This is a genomic window from Aestuariivirga sp. (assembly GCF_047600585.1).
GTDB lineage: Bacteria > Pseudomonadota > Alphaproteobacteria > Rhizobiales > Aestuariivirgaceae > Aestuariivirga.
Genome location: NZ_JASGKP010000001.1, coordinates 1741150 through 1756930 on the forward strand (window position 1 = coordinate 1741150; position 15781 = coordinate 1756930).

The 15781-nt window shown below is 62.2% G+C and carries 14 protein-coding genes; 5 read left to right on the plus strand and 9 right to left on the minus strand.

The window, feature by feature from the left end:
- The first annotated feature begins 105 nt into the window (after positions 1-105).
- Both QM801_RS08530 and QM801_RS08535 read left to right on the plus strand, forming a co-directional pair.
- Positions 106-1221: a YjgN family protein gene (locus QM801_RS08530; protein WP_415018784.1), complete on the plus strand. Its 1116-nt coding sequence runs from the start codon at positions 106-108 to the stop codon at positions 1219-1221.
- Positions 1221-2315, plus strand: a complete 1095-nt coding sequence (locus QM801_RS08535; RefSeq protein ID WP_415018785.1) for a M48 family metallopeptidase — start codon at positions 1221-1223, stop codon at positions 2313-2315. Before QM801_RS08530 ends, QM801_RS08535 begins: the two co-directional genes overlap by 1 nt.
- Here the strand turns inward: QM801_RS08535 and QM801_RS08540 are convergent.
- On the minus strand, positions 2310-2603 hold the full coding sequence (locus QM801_RS08540; RefSeq protein WP_415018786.1) for a chorismate mutase: 294 nt from the start codon (positions 2601-2603) through the stop codon (positions 2310-2312). The genes QM801_RS08535 and QM801_RS08540 overlap by 6 nt on opposite strands.
- Positions 2604-2657: 54 nt before the next feature.
- Positions 2658-4727 (minus strand): ComEC/Rec2 family competence protein, encoded by a 2070-nt coding sequence (locus QM801_RS08545; protein WP_415018787.1) that lies wholly within the window; start codon positions 4725-4727, stop codon positions 2658-2660.
- A 152-nt stretch (positions 4728-4879) separates the two neighbouring features.
- Here QM801_RS08545 and gltX point away from each other — a divergent pair, with 152 nt between their 5' ends.
- Together gltX and gltA are read left to right on the plus strand one after the other, a co-directional pair.
- Positions 4880-6316, plus strand: coding sequence for a glutamate--tRNA ligase (gene gltX / locus QM801_RS08550; protein WP_415018788.1), 1437 nt, complete (start codon positions 4880-4882; stop codon positions 6314-6316).
- Positions 6317-6448: 132 nt separating this feature from the next.
- On the plus strand, positions 6449-7747 hold the full coding sequence (gltA, locus tag QM801_RS08555; RefSeq protein ID WP_415018789.1) for a citrate synthase: 1299 nt from the start codon (positions 6449-6451) through the stop codon (positions 7745-7747).
- A gap of 37 nt (positions 7748-7784) precedes the next feature.
- On the opposite strand, the gene fabZ is transcribed toward gltA, so the two are convergent.
- The 7 genes from fabZ to pyrH all read right to left on the minus strand — a co-directional run bounded on the left by fabZ (position 7785) and on the right by pyrH (position 15022).
- Positions 7785-8267 (minus strand): 3-hydroxyacyl-ACP dehydratase FabZ, encoded by a 483-nt coding sequence (gene fabZ, locus QM801_RS08560; RefSeq protein ID WP_415018790.1) that lies wholly within the window; start codon positions 8265-8267, stop codon positions 7785-7787.
- 65 nt (positions 8268-8332) lie between these two features.
- Positions 8333-10675 (minus strand): outer membrane protein assembly factor BamA, encoded by a 2343-nt coding sequence (bamA, locus tag QM801_RS08565; RefSeq protein WP_415018791.1) that lies wholly within the window; start codon positions 10673-10675, stop codon positions 8333-8335.
- A 224-nt stretch (positions 10676-10899) separates the two neighbouring features.
- Positions 10900-12036: an RIP metalloprotease RseP gene (gene rseP / locus QM801_RS08570; protein WP_415018792.1), complete on the minus strand. Its 1137-nt coding sequence runs from the start codon at positions 12034-12036 to the stop codon at positions 10900-10902.
- Between the two features lie 100 nt (positions 12037-12136).
- Positions 12137-12991, minus strand: a complete 855-nt coding sequence (locus tag QM801_RS08575; protein WP_415018793.1) for a phosphatidate cytidylyltransferase — start codon at positions 12989-12991, stop codon at positions 12137-12139.
- The gene (locus tag QM801_RS08580) at positions 12988-13713 is read right to left on the minus strand and encodes an isoprenyl transferase (protein ID WP_415018794.1); all 726 of its coding nucleotides are present in this window, start codon (positions 13711-13713) and stop codon (positions 12988-12990) included. Before QM801_RS08580 ends, QM801_RS08575 begins: the two co-directional genes overlap by 4 nt.
- 10 nt (positions 13714-13723) lie before the next feature.
- On the minus strand, positions 13724-14290 hold the full coding sequence (gene frr / locus QM801_RS08585) for a ribosome recycling factor (RefSeq protein ID WP_415018795.1): 567 nt from the start codon (positions 14288-14290) through the stop codon (positions 13724-13726).
- Between the two features lie 15 nt (positions 14291-14305).
- Complete coding sequence (pyrH, locus tag QM801_RS08590; protein ID WP_415018796.1) at positions 14306-15022, minus strand: UMP kinase; 717 nt, start codon at positions 15020-15022, stop codon at positions 14306-14308.
- Between the two features lie 169 nt (positions 15023-15191).
- Here pyrH and QM801_RS08595 point away from each other — a divergent pair, with 169 nt between their 5' ends.
- Positions 15192-15770, plus strand: a complete 579-nt coding sequence (locus tag QM801_RS08595) for a DUF805 domain-containing protein (RefSeq protein WP_415018797.1) — start codon at positions 15192-15194, stop codon at positions 15768-15770.
- Positions 15771-15781 lie beyond the last annotated feature (11 nt).

Consider the following 15781-nt stretch of genomic DNA (forward strand, 5'->3'; position numbering starts at 1 on the left):
ATAACTGTTGCTAGAAAGACACATTAAGTTTTAGCAAACCTTGGGTTGACGGTTGCTAGGCCTGCGGAAAGGATGCGGCCCGCAACAACGCGGGGATTCTCCTTCATGACCGACCTGCCACAGCGCCCGCCGGAACGGCTGACCTTTACCTATGTTCCCCGAAAAGGCCTGATGAAGCTCACGATTGTGAACTTCCTGCTCTCCCTGGTCACCTTCTCCATTTACCGATTCTGGGCCAAGACGAACGTCCGCCACCATATCTGGTCCTGCGTCCACATCAACGGCGAGCCGCTGGAGTACACCGGCAAGGGCAAGGAGCTTTTCCTCGGTGCCCTCTTCGTCTTCCTGTTCCTCGTCCTGCCGATTGTGCTCTGCATTGCCCTGATCGGTCTGATCTATGGCCCCGAATCGCCCCTGATGATCATTCCCCAGATGATCGTGATCCTGATGGTCTACCTGTTCTGGGGATTCGCCATCTACAAGGCCAGGAAGTACCAACTCTCCCGCACCCAGTGGCGGGGCATCCGGGGCACGCTGGCGGGCTCGGCCATGACCTACAGCCTGCTCTATTTCGGCTCCCTGATGGCCAAGGGCATGTCCCTGGGCTGGGCCACCCCGGTCATGAACACGGTGCTGCAGGAGCAGATCACCAACGACATGCGCTTCGGTGATGCCGCCTTCAAGTTCAAGGGCCGCGCCGGCCCCCTTTACCCCACCTATGCCATCTGCTGGGTGCTGAGCCTCGTGGCCTTCATCATCATTGTCAGTTTGATCGCCGCCTCCTCGGCCAGTGCCGATTTCTGGAAGGACCTGTTCTCCGATTCCGGCACCCCCGAAACCATCGACAAGGCGGTGAGCTATCTCGTCGCCGCGTTTGTCATCTTCCTCCTCCTCACGGCGCTGATCATTCCCATGCTGTGGGCGGTCTATATCGCCAAGGAGTTGCGCACCTTTGCCGACTACACCCGCTTCGATGGCGTGCCCTTCAAGCTCGATGCCACGGCGGGCTCCGTGATCTGGCTGGCCTTCATCAATCTGGTGATCCTGATCTTCACGCTGGGTATCGGCTGGCCCTACGTGAACCAGCGGACGGTGAAGTTCGTCATCGACCGCCTGTCGCTTGAGGGACTGGTCGATGTGGACCGCATCCGGCAATCGCAGGTGCCGCTCGACAAGCGTGGCGAGGGCCTGGCCGATGCCTTCGACGTGGGAGGACTGTGATGGCCATCGACGCCATTTACTTCGACGGCGAATACGCCCGTGACCGCGCCGTCACGATTGCGGCTCAGGGTTCGGAGATCGTTTTTTCCGGGCCCGATGTGCCGGAGACCCGTTGGAGCATCGCAGGGCTCCATCCTGTCGATCCGCCGACCAGCGGCCAGCCCTTCCGTGTCACCCACTCCTCCAAGCCCGGTGCGCGGCTGGTGATCCGTGACGAGGCCTTCATCCGCGGCCTCATCGACAATCACAGGCATCTGCGCGGCGGCTATTCCTGGGCGCATCTCGGCCAGGTCGCGGCGTGGACCGGTGGCGGCATCGTGGCGCTTGCGGCCATCGGCTATGTGCTGGTGTCGTTCCTGCCGCAGAAGGTCGCCAACATCCTGCCCGACGATTGGCGGAACCGGGTCGGCGATCAGGTGGTGAACGGCCTCGTGAACAAGGCGCGCCGCTGCGAGACGCCAGCCGGAAATGCCGCCAAGTCCGCCATGATCGCCGTGCTGGCAGAAGGCAATCCGGACCTGCCGCCGATCAGCATGGAGGTCTACGACATGCAGCTGGTCAACGCCTTTGCGGCCCCCGGCGGCAAGATCGTCTTCACCCGCGGCATTCTCGAGAAGGCCGACAAGCCTGAGGAAATCGCCGGCGTGCTCGCCCACGAGATCGGCCACGTGGCGCACCGCCACCCGGAAGTGCAGCTTGTCCGCCTCACCGGACTTCAGGTGCTGATCAGCGTCATGTCGGGCAGCAACGGCGGCGATATCACCAGCAACATCGCGGCACTCGCCACGCTCCTGCAATACTCGCGCGAGGCGGAGCGCGAGGCCGATGCCTTCGCCCTTGAGACGATGCAGAAGGCGAGCATCGATCCCATGGGCCTTCGCACTTTCTTCGAGAAGATCAGCAAGGAGGAAGGTGGTTCCTCATCGTCTTCCGGCCCGGCCTCCACCTTCGGCAAGATCGGCAACATCTTCTCGACCCATCCCGGCATCAATGACCGGATCAAGAACATCACGCCATTGCCCGCGGGCCAGGTGCCGGTTCAGGTGCTCACACCGGAACAATGGCAGGCGCTCAAGACGATCTGCGCCTCATGATTTCTTGAGCTGCTTCTCTTCCAGTTCCACGAACCAGTGAATCATCGCCTTCCACAGGGTGCGGGCCAGATCAGGCGAGAGTCCGGCGTCCTCGGCCTGGCGCGAGACATTTTTCAAGACCTCGTCGATGCGCCCCGGGATGAAGGCCGGAAGATTGTCACGTTCCTTGATGGTGACGACCCGCTCCACGAGTTTCTGGCGGCGGGCCAGCACCTGCACCAGTTCGCTGTCGACACGGTCGATTTCGGCCCGCAGTTGCGCAAGGTCCGGCGGCACTCTCTCTGACATTCTCATCCTCTTGGAAGGCCCGGCATATGGGCTCCCGGCGGCGACCGGAATGTGTCAATCCGCCTCGCGGCGCAAGCCTGATTTTGCCCGCGGCCGGGGCACCACCGTCCACAGCCTGTCACCCTGCCCGCCGCGCGCCGTTGTTACGACGGCGCCTTCACCGGTGAAGGTGACCGCGTGGGCCCCGTGCCGCCAGACATCGAAACGGTCGATGGTGGCAAGGCCGCCCCGGCAGGTGCGCCGCAGTGGATACTGGGCCACCAACGCATCCGCCTTCGGGCACGGTTTCAGGGGTTCGGCCGTCGCCTTCAGGAGGGCCACCTGCCGGCCCCGGACCTCCGCCGTGCAGAGAGCCGGCGTGCATGTCCACAGGGGCCGCTTCGCCGCGGCAGCGGCACCCTCGCGGTCTCCCCGCGCGATCAACCATCGGCCAACGGCGTAGCGCCCCTCGCTCTCGGGCAGAGGCACAAGGAGACCATCAGCATTGAGCGCCGCTATCGTCACCGTCCGCTCCTCCACCACCATGTCTGCCGGCCGCGCCGTGAACCCCTGCACCAGACCCGCAACGAGCAGCGGCAGGCAGAGCCATCTTGCGCCGCTCCGGGGAATCGCAAGCAGTGCAGCCGCGAGGGAGAGCGTCACCGAGGCCCCCACCGGAATGAGCGGAATGGAGAAGCCTGCGTGCGGCCAGCCCGCCACCCAGTCCGAAACGAACATCACGCCACGCAGTCCCTGCCCCATGATTTCAAGCGGAATGTCCTCAAGACCAAAAGGCATCAGCAATACGCTGAGGAGCGCCATCGGCATCACCGCAATGCTGACCAGCGGCAGTGCCAGAGCATTGCTCACGATACTGAAAGGCGCCAGACGCCCGAAATGGTGCGCCGCCGGAATACCCGAGAGCACGCCCGCAATCACAGATGTCGCAAGCGAGCTGATCACGAGATCGCGCAAAGAGACAGCCCACCGCACCATGCGGCTGCGCGTCTCCCTGTATTCATCGACACGCCGCCCGTTCCACCATTCGAAAAAGGCGGCAAGGCCCATCACCGCCATGAAGGACATCTGGAAGCTGGCCTCGGTCGCCTGCTCGGGCGTGCTGATCAGGATGATGATGGCAGCGACCGCAAGATTGTGCAGCGAGATCGCCGGACGGTCCACCACCATTGCGAAGAACATCACCGCGATCATGATGAAGGAGCGCTCGGTGGCGGCACCACCTTCGGCGAGAAGCATGTAGAAGGTCGCGACAGCAAGTGCTGCCAGAGCCGCCCACTTCTTGATCGGGCGGGTGAGCGCGAGGCGCGATGAGAGGGCCAGCAGCGCCCGCACCAGCCAGAAGGAGGCGCCCGCAACGATCGCCATGTGCAGGCCGGAGATGGAGAGAATGTGGAAGAGCCCCGACTTCTGCAGGCTCTCGATCATGGGCTTGGGGATGCTGGCGCGCTCTCCGGTGATCAGGGCATCGGCGAAGGAGCCGAGCGGCCCCTCGATCACGGCTGTCACCCGTGCACTGATGGCGGCGCGAATGGAATGAAAGGTCCGCCAGAGCTGGAAACCCGCCGGTGCAGTCTCGTCGGTGATGATGAATGGCGTGGTGAAGCGCCCCGTGGCGCCGATCGACTGGAAGAACAGGCTGCGGCCATAGTCGAACGCGCCTGGCTCCACCGGCAACGGCAGGGGAAGCAGGATCGCCTCGCCTTCCACCCGATCACCGATCCTGGGCTGCGGGAGAACACCTGTGGCAAGAATCTTCACCCGGAGCGGCGTTTCTTCGAGCGGCAAGCCGGTGGCCTGCTCTACCTCCAGCACCAGCGTCATGCGCTTGGCGCTGCGCCGGTCGATATCCGCCACCCGGCCCACCAGATGCACGCCGGGCGAATAGGCGCGCACCAGCGGTGTTGCGACCCAGTGGCTGCGCAACTCTGCGCTCAAAAATCCGGTGATCACGAGGCAAAGGGCGAGAACCGCAGGATGGCCGCGGGCGCGCCAGGCGAGGAACGCGGCAGCCCCAACTCCGCCCGCCGCCAACAGCCAGCCCGGTTCCTTCGTGAGGCTGAAATACAGCCAAATGCCGGCAGCCAGCAGGAGTGGCGCCCACACGGTGAGGCGCGCGCCTTCCACCTCGGCCGCCTCCCTCAGACCCTGGCGGACCCTTTGCGCGACCAAGGACCACCGGCCCTGCCCTTTGACGGACAAGGCCCCTGTGCTATCCGCCTGCACAAAGGCCATAGCTGCCTGCCCCCTGTCTCAAGGCTATAAGGAATCTGGGTAAAATGTCATCGCCCAACGCGTCTTCGGTTATCACCCGATTTGCTCCATCCCCCACCGGCTTCCTGCACATCGGCGGGGCGCGCACCGCCCTGTTCAACTGGGCCTATGCTCGCGGCCGGAACGGCAAGATGCTGCTCCGCATCGAGGACACCGACCGGGAGCGTTCGACCGATGCCGCCATCGTCGCCATTCTCGATGGCCTGAAGTGGCTGGGCCTTGGCTGGGATGGCGAGGCCGTTTCCCAGTATGGCCGTGCCGACCGCCATCGCGAGGTCGCCCACGAGCTTCTGAAGCGCGGCAAGGCCTACTACTGTTACTGCACCCCGCAGGAACTGGAGGCGATGCGCGCCAAGGCCGAGGCCGAGAAGCGCCCCATCCGCTACGATGGCACGTGGCGGGACCGCGATCCCTCCACGGCGCCTGCCGGCGTGAAGCCCGTGATCCGTTTCCGCGCGCCGCAGGAAGGCGAGACGGTGATCGATGACAACGCCCAGGGCCGCGTCGTCATTCCGAACAAGGACCTCGACGATCTCATCATCCTGAGGTCGGACGGCAACCCGACCTACAATCTCTCCGTCGTGGTCGATGACCATGACATGGGCGTCACCCACATCATCCGCGGCGTCGATCACCTCACCAATGCCGCCCGCCAGACGCAGATCTATCTCGCCATGGGCTGGAGCGTGCCGTCGATGACGCACGTGCCGCTCATTCACGGGCCCGACGGCGCCAAGCTCTCGAAGCGTCATGGTGCTCTTGGCGTCGAAGCCTATCGCGCCATGGGCTATCTGCCGGCGGCACTCCGCAACTATCTCGCCCGCCTCGGCTGGAGCCATGGCGACGAGGAAATCTTCTCGACCGAGCAGTTGGTGGAATGGTTCGATCTCAAGACCCTCGGCAAGTCGGCGTCACGGTTCGACTTTGCCAAGCTCGAGAACCTGAACGGCCACTACATCCGGCACACGGCCGACGCGGAACTGCTTCAGCATCTCCTCGCCTTCATGCCCTTCGCCGAAGGCGGCCCCGAACTCCTCGCCCGCACGGACGACGCGATGAAGGCGAAGCTGCTGCGGGCCATGCCGGGCCTGAAGGAGCGCGCCAAGACGCTTGTCGAGCTGCTGAAGGGAGCGGCCTTCCTCTATGCTGCCCGTCCGTTGCCCATGGACGACAAGGCGAAGCAGATCCTCGCCGATGGCGGCCATGCCGCCCTTGCGGCCCTGACCCCCGTTCTCGCCGGGGCTGCGGGCTGGACTGCGGCGGAGCTTGAGGCGGCGGTGAAGGCCCACGCCGAGGCCGCTGGCCTGAAGCTCGGCAAGCTGGCGCAACCACTTCGTGCGGCCCTCACCGGAACTTCTACGTCGCCGGGGATCTTTGATGTTCTCGAAGTTCTGGGCCGGGACGAATCTCTCGCCAGGATTGCAGACGCGACGAAGGATTGACACAGGGTCGTGCGACTACACCCGATCGCACCATGGAGCGGCGCTTCGTTCGTCTAAAGTCGCAATTAGTGCAGCAACATTGACCTTTTTATTGCGTCGCAATAAGCTGTCGAAAAATGTGGGAGATCGGATATGGCCGAGAGCACGAAAACCGCAAAGCTGGATTTTGGCGGGAAGTCAGTCACGCTGCCGGTTCATTCCGGAACGATCGGACCTGATGTCATCGACATCGGCGCCCTCTACAAGGAAACGAAGGCCTTCACCTTCGATCCCGGTTTCACCTCCACCGCATCGTGCGAATCCAAGATCACATACATCGACGGCGATGAGGGCGTGCTGCTCTACCGCGGTTATCCCATCGAGCAACTGGCCGAGGAAGGCGACTTCATCGAGACCTGCTACCTCCTGCTCTACGGCGAACTCCCCACGCCGGCGCAGCGCAAGAAGTTCGAGAACAACATCACCTATCACACCATGGTGCACGAACAGATGGCGCTTCTGTTCCGCGGCTTCCGCCGTGACGCCCATCCCATGGCAGTGATGGTGGCCGTGGTTGGCGCCATGTCGGCCTTCTATCACGACTCCATCGACATCGGTGATCCCCGTCAGCGCGAGATCGCCTCCCACCGCATGATCGCCAAGCTGCCGACGATTGCGGCCATGGCCTACAAGTATCACATCGGACAGCCTTTCGTTTATCCGCAGAACGATCTCTCCTACGCCGCGAACTTCTTGCGCATGTGCTTCGCGGTCCCGTGCGAGGAATACAAGGTGAACCCGGTTCTGGCCCGCGCCATGGACCGCATCTTCGTGCTGCATGCCGATCACGAGCAGAATGCTTCCACTTCGACGGTGCGTTTGGCCGGCTCCTCGGGCGCCAATCCGTTCGCCTGCATCTCTGCCGGCATCGCCTGCCTGTGGGGCCCGGCCCATGGCGGCGCCAACGAGGCAGCCCTCAAGATGCTCGCCGAAATCGGCCGCCCCGAAAACATTCCGGACTTCATCACCAAGGTGAAGGACAAGAATTCCAACGTCCGCCTGATGGGCTTCGGCCACCGCGTCTACAAGAACTACGATCCGCGCGCCAAGATCATGCAGAAGACGGCGCATGAGGTGTTCGAGCAGCTCGGCATCGACCAGGATCCGCTGCTGCAGGTGGCCCACGAGCTCGAGCGCGTGGCGCTCTCGGATGATTACTTCATCTCTCGCAAGCTCTATCCGAACGTCGACTTCTATTCCGGCATCATCCTCCGCGCCATGGGCTTCCCGGTGAGCATGTTCACCGTGCTGTTCGCCATTGCCCGCACCGTGGGCTGGATTTCGCAGTGGAAGGAAATGATCGAGGAGCCGAACCAGCGCATCGGCCGTCCGCGGCAGCTCTACACAGGCCCTGCCCGCCGCGAATACCTCGACATGAGCAAGCGCGGCTAAGTCCGCTCTTAGCTTCGCTAGAAAGCAGACGGGGCGCTCAGACGCCCCGTTCGTCCATCAGCATGGCGCCGATTTCGGCCTCGGCCACCTTCTTGCCGTCCACATGCGCTTCCGCCCAGTACTTCCACACCGGCGGACGCTTCTGGTTCAGCTTCACATGGAAATGGACCTGATCGCCCGGCACCACCGGCTTGCGGAAGCGCGCCTTGTCGATCGACATGAAGAAGACGAGCTTGCCGGCATGGTCATCGCCCAAGTGCTGCAAGACGATGGCGCCTGCCGCCTGTGCCATGGCCTCGATCAGAAGCACGCCCGGCATCACCGGGCGGCCGGGAAAGTGTCCCTGGAAGAAGGGCTCGTTCATGGTCACGTTCTTGATGGCGGTGCCGCCCTCTTCACCGTTCAGGTCCACCAGCTTGTCGATCAGGAGGAAGGGATAGCGGTGCGGCAGCAGCTTGAGGATGCGGGTGATGTCGATGGTCTTGCCGGGGCTGGCGGGGTTCGTGGGCGCGTCGCTCATGTGCTGTCCTGAAACGGAAAAGGGCGGGAAAATCCCGCCCCTTTTAGCTGAAATTGCAATCGGGTCTAGAACCGTGTGCCGACCGAGAATTGGAAGATCTCGGTATCGTCGGTTTTTTCCTTGAGCAGCGGATAAGAGGCCGAGAGGCGCAGCGGGCCGAAGGGAGAGCTCCAGATCACGCCCGCACCGATCGAGGCGCGGAGATTCATGGAGTCTGCCACCTTGCACACGGCGATCTGGCAGTTGTTGTTGCCCGAAGTATCATTCTTTGCATCTGTGCCAAACACGGTGCCGAAATCACTGAACACAGCGCCCTCGATACCCCATTCCTCGGGAATACCGAGCGGGAAGTTTACTTCCACCGTGCCGATTGCGTAGGTCTGGCCACCGATCGAGTCATACTTGCCATCGTTGCCAAGCTGCTTCGGACCGATGCCCGAGCGGGCAAAACCACGGAATGAGTCGGCACCTTTGAAGTAAAGATCCTGCAAGGGAATGTCATTGCCGAGTGACTGGATGTGTCCGGCATTGCCTTCGATCTTCAGGACGACCTTCTCATCCCAGAAAGGAACAAAGTACCAGGCATGGCCTTCGACTGCAGCGTACTGCGCATCACCGCCAAGGCCGGCAAGTTCTGTCTCAAGCTGAGCACGAAGACCACTGGCCGGCTTCACAGGATTGTCGAGATCATCGTAGGTATAGGTTGCGCTGACGGCAGACTTCAAGGACTTGCCTTCCTGAGAGATGACCATCGGCGAGGATTCGTCTGGATCAATTCCACTCACATCACGGCCGGCAATCAGGTACTTGAGGCCGAGCGACGAGAATTCGTCCAAACGGAAGCCGGTGCGGATGGCGCCGCCGATCTGCTTGCTGCTGTACGACGAGGCACTCTGATTGTCCGATGCGTTTGCAAAGATGTCGAGGCCCATCGAAATCGGCTTGCCCATGAAATAGGGTTCGGTGATCGAGAAATTCACCGACTGCCTCTTGAAACTGAGCGACGTATCGAGCTTGGCCTGCAGGCCGCGGCCGAACAGGTTGCGCTCCGACAACGTCACGGAGCCGATGACTGTTTCAACGGTCGAATAACCGACACTGAATGAAATCTGGCCGGTGGATTTTTCAACCACTTCCACGACAAGCACGACCTTGTCTGGCGCCGATCCAGGTTCTTCCTTGAATTCCACACTTGAGAAGTAATCGAGCGCGGTCAGGCGGCGGCGGGCGCGCTCAACCAGCGTGCGGTTGTAGGCATCGCCTTCGAAGAGCTGCAATTCGCGGCGGATTACCGTGTCGAGGGTGCGGTCGTTACCCACGATGTCGATGCGTTCCACATAGGTGCGCGGACCTTCCTTGATATCGTAGGTGATGTTGAGCTGGCCCTTTTCGGGGATGCGATCGACCTTGGGCTCGACCTGGGCAAACACAAAGCCCTGGTTCGAGGCTTCAAGCGTCAGCTTCTCGACCGACTTGTCGACCTTGGACGAGTCATAGGTGTCGCCCACGCCGGTCTTGACGACGCCCGCAAGCTTCTTGGGCTCAAGATTGGCGTCACCGATGTTCACGGCCACGTCCGCCACAGTGTATCGCGGGCCTTCCTCAATGGTGAAATTGATAATGAAACCGCCCTCTTCGCTGCCCGAGTACTGGGCTGTGGCATCGACGATCTGCACGTCGGCAAAGCCGTTCTTCAGGTAGTAGCGGCGCAGAAGTTCCTTGTCGTACTGCAGGCGGTCGGCGTCATAGGTCGTGTTGCGCAAGAAGAAGAACAGCGCATTCCGCTTCTTCGTGGCAATGACGTCGCGCAGGTCGCCTTCCGAGAAACTCTTGTTACCCTGGAAATTGATCTGCCTCACGTAGGTCTTGCCGCCTTCATTGATCTCGAAAACGAGATTGATGCGGTTTTCCGGAAGCCGGATCATCTTCGGAATAACGGTGACGTTGTAGAAGCCCTGCTTCTGGTAGAGCGCAAGAATGCGGCGGTTGTCACTGGCAACACGCGCCTTCGTGAAGATCATGCGCTCGCGCACTTCCACTTCCTTGGCCAGCGTCTCGTCATCGATCTCGCTGTTGCCTTCGAAGTTCACAACGCTGATCAGCGGGTTCTCGACCACCGTTACAACGAGCTGCGAGCCGCTGCGCTCGATGCCCACGTCCTTGAACAGGCCGGTCTGGAAAAGCACCTTGATTGATTCGTCGATCGCTTCGCTGTCGAACTGGTTGCCGACGCCGATCTGCATGTAGGAGAGGATTGTCTCGTTCTCAACGCGCTGGTTGCCGCGGATCACGATGCCACTGACGGTGGCGGAATAGGCGGGGCTCGAGAAATTGGCCGGAGAGAGCACTGGGGCAACGGCCAGCGCCAAAAACAGCAGAACGCCGATAACAGAAAGTCTCTTAAGCATCAAAACAGCCAATCTCACTTGTGCCGTGCCATCCACCCGCGACCGGACAAGGTTCGACATGCTCCCCACTCCGAAGAATCCCGAAACCCAACCCGGCCAAGTTGTCTGAATTGCGACCCATTGTGACCTCACCATGGCGCAACCGACTCCCCAAATCAGATTCCGATCCGCGATCGTCTTTTAACCTCTTTCGGCTCCAATGCAACTGAAACTAAGTTATTGTTTCAACTGCCCAGAACCACACTGATGGTCCGCACAACGTCATTCCAGATACCAATCAGCATCAGCATCACCACGAAGGAGAATCCGATGCGGTATCCCCACTCCTGCGCGTTGGGTCCCAACGGTTTGCCCCGCAATGCCTCGACGGCGTAAAACACGAGGTGTCCACCATCGAGCATAGGAACAGGAAAGAGGTTAATAAGTCCGATACTCACGCTCAAAAGGGCGACAAAACTGATGAAGGCAAGACCGCCGGAGGAGGCTGTGTCCCCTGCTCCCTTGGCCATGGCGATGGGGCCGCCGATCTGGTTGATGCTTTCATTGCCCGTGAAAAGCTTGGCCACGTAGTTTCCGGTCGTCGCGATGATGTACCAGGTGCGCTCCACGCCCTTCAGGAAGGCCTGCGGCAGAGAGTAGCGCTCGAACAGCGGCGTGTCGGTGGCGGGATCATGCTTCACGCCAAGGAGACCGATTCGGATATTGCCGCCGAAACCGTCGGGAACCTCCTGCAGGCGCGGCGTCAGCGTCAGGTCGATTTCCTGGCCGCCGCGGTCAACGACGATGGCAAGCGGCACGCCGCCCTTCTGCCAGACGATTTCCTGGACGGAGGCGAAGCTCTTGGTTTCCCTGCCTTCCACCTTGCGGATGTAGTCGCCCTTCATCAGGCCCGCCTCTTCGGCGGCCGAACCGGGCAGCACCTCGTCGACGCGCGGTTCCGCATAGGGCACGCCGATCACAGAATAGGCTGCGGTGAAGATGAAGATCGCCAGGATGAAATTGGCAATCGGTCCGGCGGCGACGATCAGCGCCCGCTGCCAGATGGCCTTGCTGTGGAAATTGCCCGGACCGCGCGCCGCGTCGGGCGCAACCTCGCCCGGCATGCTGGCGGCGTTGGCATCGCCTTCAAAGCGGACATAGCCGCCGAGCGGCAGCCAGCAGATCTTCCAGCGGGTGCCGTGCTTGTCGAACCAGCCGAAGATTTCCCGGCCGAAGCCGATGGAAAAGGCCTCGACCTTGACGCCACACCAGCGCGCCACCTGGAAGTGGCCGAACTCGTGGACGAAGACGATGACGGTGATCGCCACCAGAAAGGGAAGGATGTAGCCGAAGGGCAAATTCACCAGTGAAGACAGTTCCATAGACACTTCCCGTTGTTCTGATGGCCCGCTCAAAAAGGCCGGGATTTACGAAGTTTTAACCACAAGGCCGGGGTTTTGCGTCAACATTTCGGCAAGATGGTTACCAAACCAGAATCCCCTGCGCGGCCGACGGCGAATACCGGATAAAGCCAATGATTGCAGCCACAACCGTGACGGCAATGAGCCCGTCCACCCGGTCGATGATGCCGCCGTGGCCGGGGATCAGATAGCCGGAATCCTTGACCCCGTGGAAGCGCTTGAAGGCACTCTCCAGGATGTCGCCCGCCTGCTCCACGATGGCGAGCAATGCTGCCAGCACGACGAGCGGCCAGACCGAGGGCGCCACCCACAGGCCATAGAGGCCGCTGGCGATTGCCGCCCCCGCCATGGCACCGCCGAGGCCGGCCCAGGTCTTCTTCGGCGAAATCTTCGGCGCAAGCTTCGGCCCCCCGATGATGCGGCCCGCGAAATAGGCAAGGCTGTCGGCTGCCCAGACGGTGAGCATGATCCAGACAATGGCATGAAGCCCCCACTCCGGATCGTGGCGCAGGACCACGAGGGCGAGCACCGGCAGGGAAACGTACGGCACGCCCACGAAGCACCAGACCGACTTGGCCAGCGGCCCGAAGGCGACGGCGGCATAGGCGACGGCGGTGATGGCGAGGATCACCGACATTGTCATCAGCGGTCCGACCTCGCGCGGCAGGAAGGCGGCGCAGAGCGCAGCAAGGGTGTGCAGGGCAAACTGCGTGGTGGAGCGGCCATGGGCGATCACCGTCCACTCGTGCGCCATCAGGATGCCGAGGAAGGCAGCAAAGAGTTCGAACCAGAGGCCACCCACCCAGATGTCGAGCAGCACCGCCGGAATGAGCACGGCGGCCGAGAGCGCGCGCACGCCCAGGTCCTGCCACTTGGCGCTGCCGCCCCCGGGCGGCACTTGCTGTTCAGAGGTCATGCCGACTGCGCCTTGAGGCCGCCGAAGCGGCGTTCGCGCGAGGAATACTCCTTGAGGGCGCGGGCGAAGATCTCGGCGTTGAAGTCGGGCCAGAACTCCGGAATGAACACGAACTCCGCATAGGCCGATTGCCAGAGCAGGAAGTTGGAGATGCGCTCCTCGCCACCGGTGCGAATGAGCAGATCGGGTGCGGGCATGTGGGCGGTGTCGAGATGGGTGTCGAGAAGCTCGGGCGTGATGTGCGCCGGATCGAGTTCACCTGCCGCCACCTTCTCCGCGATCAGGCGGGCGGCGCGGGTCAGTTCCTGACGGCTGCCGTAGTTGAAGGCCACCACCAGATTGAGCTTGCTGTTGTTACGGGTGAGCGCCTCGGCATCCTCGAGCATGGTAACGAGGCTCTTCTCAAGCCCTTCCCTGTCGCCGATCACGCGGATGCGCACGCCAGAGGCATGCAGTTCCGCCACGTCCTGCCGGATGAAGCGGCGCAGGAGTTCGAGGAGAAACAGCACCTCGGCGCGCGGGCGCGACCAGTTTTCGGTGCTGAAGGAATAGATCGTCAGGTATTCGATACCGAAGTCGGCGGCGGCACGGACCGCGCTCCGCAAGGCATCGATCCCGGCCTTGTGCCCCGCCGAACGCGGCAGTCCGCGGGCCGAAGCCCAACGGCCGTTGCCATCCATGATGATGGCGGCGTGGCGGGGAATTTTGAGGCCTGTGTGCATCGACTGAAGGTCACACCTGCATGATTTCGGCTTCTTTGGCCTTCAGCGCGGCGTCGATTTCCTTCATCGTTTCGTCGGTGAACTTCTGGACCTCGTCGGCCTTGTTCTTGTGTTCGTCCTCGCTCATCAGGCTTGCCTTCTCGAGGGCCTTGAGCTGGTCCATGCCGTCGCGGCGCACATTGCGGGCAGCGACACGCGCCTTCTCGGCGTACTGGTGGGCAACCTTCACCAGTTCCTTGCGGCGGTCCTGGGTGAGGTCGGGCATGCGCAGTCTGATCACCTGTCCCTCGGTCTGCGGATTGAGACCAAGATTGGAGGCGTGAATGGCTTTTTCAACGGCGATCACGAGGCCACGGTCCCAGACGCTGATCTGCAGCAGGCGCGGCTCCGGCACGCTCACCGAAGCGACCTGGTTCAATGGCATGTTGGCACCATAGGCGTCGACGTGGATGGGATCGAGCAACGACGCCGAGGCGCGGCCGGTGCGAAGGCCGCCGAAGTCGTGCTTCAATGCATCGACGGCGCCGTGCATGCGGCGCTTGATGTCCTGGGCGTTGTATGGGGCGGGTGCAGCCATGGTCGGTCCTTGAAATCAGTCTTTGGTAATCGTCGTGAAAGTGCCTTGGCCGTTGAGCACGCGCGCAACGTTTCCGGCTTCGCGGATGGAAAATACAACGACGGGAATGCCGTTGTCACGCGCAAGGGCGATGGCGGCATTGTCCATGATCTTCAGGTCTTGTGCCAGAACGTCCTTGTAAGTGATTGTTTTGTAACGCTTGGCGTTGGGATCCTTCTTGGGATCCGCGGCATAGACGCCGTCAACGCTGGTGCCCTTGAAGAGTGCGCTGCAGCGCAATTCCGCTGCGCGCAACGCCGCCCCCGTATCGGTGGTGAAGAAGGGAAGCCCCGTGCCGCCCGCGCAAATCACCACCCTGCCCTGTTCGAGATGGTGGATGCCCTTCCCGGCCGCATAGACTTCACAGACCGTCGGCATGGCGATGGCGGAGAGCACGCGCGTATCCACACCCTTGTTCAGCAGCACGCCCTGCATGGCAAGCGCGTTCATGATGGTGGCCATGATGCCCATGTGGTCGGCGCTCACCCGGTCCATGCCCTTGGCCGCACCAGCCATGCCGCGGAAGATGTTGCCGCCGCCGATCACGAGGGCGATCTCGGCGCCCGTCGCCTTGGCGGCGATCACCTCTTCGGCCACCCGTTCCACGGTCGGCAGGTCGATGCCGAAGGACTGCGGTCCCATCAGGACTTCGCCCGAAATCTTGAGGAGGATGCGCTTGTGGGTGATGGCCATGGGGGATCCTGATGCGGCTCGTCTTGCGGGGTTGGCTTAGCATTTTCAAGGCGATTCGCCCGGAAACAGGAAAATTTCCAGGGACAATCGCGACAAGCTCTTAACGGTGGCTTAGCACCTCGGGGGCTACTCCTGTGGGCCAGACAGAGGCCGCATTCGGAGGGATACGATGCTGAACCTGCTCTTCGGAGTGCGCGGCCGGATCGGCCGGGGAAGCTGGTGGCTGGCCCAGTTCATCGCCATCCCCGTGATCATTCTCGTCGGCATGAGCGGCCTCGCCGGCACCGTCAGCCTCACTGACCCCGACGCGCCCAGCGCCATGAACGGAGCCGCAGGCTTCCTGATCATCGCCGTGGCGGTCATCGCGACGCTCTGGATCAACCTCGCTTCGACCATCAAGCGCTTCCACGACCGCGGCAAGAGCGGCTGGTGGTTCCTGATCGTCTTCGTGCCGCTGATCGGCGGCATCTGGCAGCTGGTGGAATGCGGTTTCTGCAGCGGTGAGGACGGTGACAACGCCTATGGCCCGCCGCCAGGCTCGGCTGCGGCGCGGGAGGCGCTTGCCAACGAGATTTCCGGACTGAAGGGCAGCGCCAGCAAGCTCGCAAAGCTCGACGATGACTACTTCAAGAACTACGCCGCCGCACAAGGCGCACGCATGAGCGAGCCCATGGTGCAACAGACCTACGCCCGGCCTGCGGCCACCGTTTCACCCGGCGGCGGCAAGCCCGTCTTCGGCAAACGCTGACAAAACAAGAA